Origin of the sequence: Streptomyces sp. NPDC057939 (assembly GCF_042887545.1) — a bacterium.
In the GTDB taxonomy this organism is placed as follows: domain Bacteria; phylum Actinomycetota; class Actinomycetes; order Streptomycetales; family Streptomycetaceae; genus Streptomyces.
In genome coordinates, this window is sequence record NZ_JBHVPG010000064.1 from 42,128 (window position 1) to 45,722 (window position 3,595).

A 3,595-nucleotide genomic window follows, 5' to 3' on the forward strand; every position below is an offset into this window, starting at 1 on the left:
GGTGAGGGGGCGTAAAACGCCGTCCGCGGGGGGTGCGCGGCCCGCCCCGCCCACCCCCGGCGCATACCGCCCGGCCCCTCCGTGAGGGGCCGGGCGGCCGTTTCCGCGGGGAAGGTCGGGAAGGCCGATCAGGCGCCCGGCGTACCGGCCAGGGGCATGGAGGCGGCGACCAGCTTGCCGTTGCTCGCGGCCTTGTCCAGGGCGTCGCGGAGCAGGTCCTCGCGGGGCTGCTGGCCGATGGAGCCGACCGGGGCGGCGTAGATCAGCACGCGCTGGGTCTTGTTCACGGCGGCCCGCCAGCCGTCGGTGACGCTCAGCGCCTGGTGCGCCTGCCACCAGGCCACCTGGGGCCCGCCGTCGACGCCCGGCTGGAGGACGGCGTGCAGCTGGCCGCCCGCGAGCAGGACGGACCAGCCGCTCAGCGCCGAGGGCACCTCGGAGGTGTCGGTGACCGGGATGAAGCCCTGCTCGATGAGGAGCGGCAGGAAGTCGTCGCCGGGGCCGGTGGTGCCGGGGCGGGCGATCGGGGCGGTCGGCTCGACGACCAGCGCCGGGTGCAGGTCACCGTTGATCAGGACCAGGCCGCTGGTGATGCCGAGGACGGCCTGGCCGCCGGGCACGGCCTGCGGGGCCTCGCCGGCGGGTGCCGGGGCGGGCGCCGGGCTGTCCCCGGTGATGCTGCGGACCGCACCCTGGAGCTGCTCCTCGGAGACGGAGACGACCTGCGAGGGAATGCAGTTGGCGTGGGCGAACGCGAGGACGGCGGTCTCCTCGCCGACGAACAGCACCGTGCTCGTGGGGTCGCTCTCGGGGTCGCCGGGGGTACGGCAGGAGGTGCAGTCGTAACTGCGCGGGGCGTCGTCGCCGGTGAGCAGCCTGTCGGCTTCTTCGTCACCGATCTCGGCACGTACCTCAAGACTGACGTCGAGCATGCGCGGCACGGGGTGGCTCCTCATTCGTGCGGAGGCCGGGAGGCTCCCGGCTCGCCGGGCTCAACGCCGGATCGGCGGCCGGGGTCACGCCGTTTGAGGGAACGGAATCGAACCTGACACCCGGAAGAGTGAACCGACCGAGGTGGGCTTCGCGTTCGTGCCAACTCTTGTCCGGGTGTGCGCAGTTGATGGTCACCGTCGGCCGTTTCGGTGGAGGCGGTCGGTGCGCCGTACGGGTGGGGCCGACGGGTGCGCCGCGTGGCGGGGCGGGCGCCGGTCGGGCGCTGCGTAGCGTGAGCCGATGCCCGACCTCCGTCCTCGGATGCGGTGGGCCGCGGCCCTGGCCGCCGCCGCACTGGTGCTCGTCCTCCCGTCGGGCCCGGCGGTCGCCGCCGCTCCCGGCCCCCTCGCACCGCCACCCCCGGCACCCGGACCCGCGGGCGCCGCGCACCCCGGCTCGCCCGGCGTGATCGGGCACGGCCCGGGGGACTGCGGACCGGGCGGCGAGTGGCCCTGGGACTGCGTCGCCGACTGCGAGAGCGGCGGCCGTTGGGCGGTGAACACGGGCAACGGCTTCTACGGGGGACTTCAGTTCTGGCAGCCGACCTGGGAGGACCACGGCGGTCTCGCCCACGCGCCCCGCGCGGACCTGGCCACCCGCGCCCAACAGATCCGCGTCGCCGAGGAACTGCTCGGCACCCAGGGGTGGGAGGCCTGGCCGGTGTGCTCGAAGCGCTACGGGCTGGCGGGGCGGATGCACGTGGTGCGGCCGGGGGAGACCCTCGTCGGGATCGCGGGCAAGCACCGGGTGCCCGGTGGCTGGCGGGCGCTCCACGAGGCGAACCGGGCGACGGTGGGCGAGCGGCCGCAGCACCTGACGGTGGGCGCGCTCCTGGCCCTCCCGCCGGCGACGCCACCCGCCCGCCGGCCCGACCGACAGCCGGCCCCCGCACCGACACCGACGCAGGCACCCGCCCCCGCCCCGGCCCCGACGCAGGCCCCCGCCCCGACACCGATCCCGGCAACCGTCCCGACCCCCGAGCCGTCGGTACCGGTCCCCGGGGCCCCCGCCCCCGCACCGGGGCGCTGAGCCCGGGCCCGCGCGCCCGGGTTGGCGTCGGCGGGGCGGACGGAGCGTCGGGGCCCGGCGCGGGCCCCGCAGGGGTCGGCGAGACTACGGGGATGCTGGATACCTCCGCACGACTGCTGCGCCTGCTGTCCCTGCTGCAGGCCCACCGCGAATGGACCGGGGCCGACCTGGCCGACCGGCTCGGCGTCACGCCGCGCACCGTCCGCCGGGACGTGGACCGGCTGCGGGAGCTGGGGTATCCGGTGAACGCCAGCCCCGGGACGGGCGGCGGCTACCAGTTGGGGGCGGGCGCCGAGCTGCCGCCGCTGCTCCTGGAGGACGACGAGGCCGTCGCGGTGGCCGTGGGTCTGCGGACGGCGGCGGGCAACGGCGTCGAGGGGATCGGGGAGGCCTCCGTGCGGGCCCTGGCCAAGCTGGAGCAGGTGCTGCCGTCGCGGCTGCGGCGACGGGTGTCGACCCTCAACGAGTTCACCGTGCCCATGCTGCGCGGGCCCGCCCCCTCCACCGTCGACCCGTCGGTGCTGACCGAGCTCGCCGCCGTGTGCCGGGACCGCGAGACGCTGCGCTTCGGATACCGGGACCACGAGGGCAACGTCAGCCGGCGGACCGTGGAGCCGCACCGGCTGGTGTGCACCGAGCGGCGCTGGTACCTCGTCGCCTGGGACGTCGACCGTGAGGACTGGCGGACCTTCCGGGCGGACCGGATCGAGCCCCGGCCTCCGCACGGCCCGCGCTTCCCCGCGCGGCCGGGTCCGGCCGAGGACCTCGCGGCGTACGTCTCGCGGGGCATCTCGCAACGGGCCTGGGCGGCCCAGGCGGTGGTGCGGCTGCGGATCCCCGCGCAGGAGGCGGCAGGGATCGTCGGCCCGGCGGACGGGGTGCTGGAACCCGTCGACGAGGACAGCTGCCTGTTGCGCACCGGGGCGGTCAGCCTCGACGTCCTGGTGATTCACCTGATGCTGCTCGGCTGTGAGTTCGAGGTCGTGGAACCGGTCGAGCTGACCGAGCGGATCAGGTCCGCGCGGGACCTTCTGGCCCGCGCCCTGGAAGGCGTAACGGACAAAAGTTGAGGGTGGATGCCGGGCTTCCCGGGGCGGGGCGCCACCCAATGTCCGAGGGTAATTCGGCGGTTCTCGACCGGAATTCGAAAGGGGGTTCCGGTGGCGGGGTGCGGGCGGCGGGAATCAATGCCGCAGGCCTCCGACGGCGGTTCGCGCGCCGGAGGCCGGCGGGCATTGGACCGTCGACAACCCGTGACACAAGCGTGACCCGGTACGGAGGAACATCCTGGCGCGAGGCTGACGGGCCGGGCATATGAACGACGAAGGCGGGCCGGTCAGGTGACCGGCCCGCCCTCGTGTGCGCGGGGAGGCTGTGCGTACCGTCCCGCGCGGTGTCCTCAGCCTCCCGCTGCCGGACGGGCCGCAGTGCCCCGGCTGCCCGCCCGCTCGGTGTGCGCCGGTCGGCGGCTGCCGGCCGGGGTGACCGGGGTGCGCTCGGAGCGGATCAGGTGCGGCCGGACCGGGGCGTGCGCCGCGGGGCGCAGCGCGGGGGAGTGCGCGGCGGTGGGGTG

The 3,595-nt window shown here is 75.9% G+C and carries 2 protein-coding genes and 1 pseudogene; 2 read left to right on the forward strand and 1 reads right to left on the reverse strand.

Annotation, left to right across the window (positions count from 1 at the left end):
* Positions 1-128: 128 nt before the first annotated feature.
* Positions 129-941: a hypothetical protein gene (locus tag ACFVS6_RS38370; RefSeq protein ID WP_389711164.1), complete on the reverse strand. Its 813-nt coding sequence runs from the start codon at positions 939-941 to the stop codon at positions 129-131.
* A gap of 292 nt (positions 942-1,233) precedes the next feature.
* Here ACFVS6_RS38370 and ACFVS6_RS38375 point away from each other — a divergent pair, with 292 nt between their 5' ends.
* Positions 1,234-2,022: a transglycosylase family protein gene (locus tag ACFVS6_RS38375; RefSeq protein ID WP_389711165.1), complete on the forward strand. Its 789-nt coding sequence runs from the start codon at positions 1,234-1,236 to the stop codon at positions 2,020-2,022.
* A 92-nt stretch (positions 2,023-2,114) separates the two neighbouring features.
* Positions 2,115-3,068, forward strand: a pseudogene (locus ACFVS6_RS38380) (helix-turn-helix transcriptional regulator); the annotation flags it as partial.
* Between the last annotated feature and the right edge of the window lie 527 nt (positions 3,069-3,595).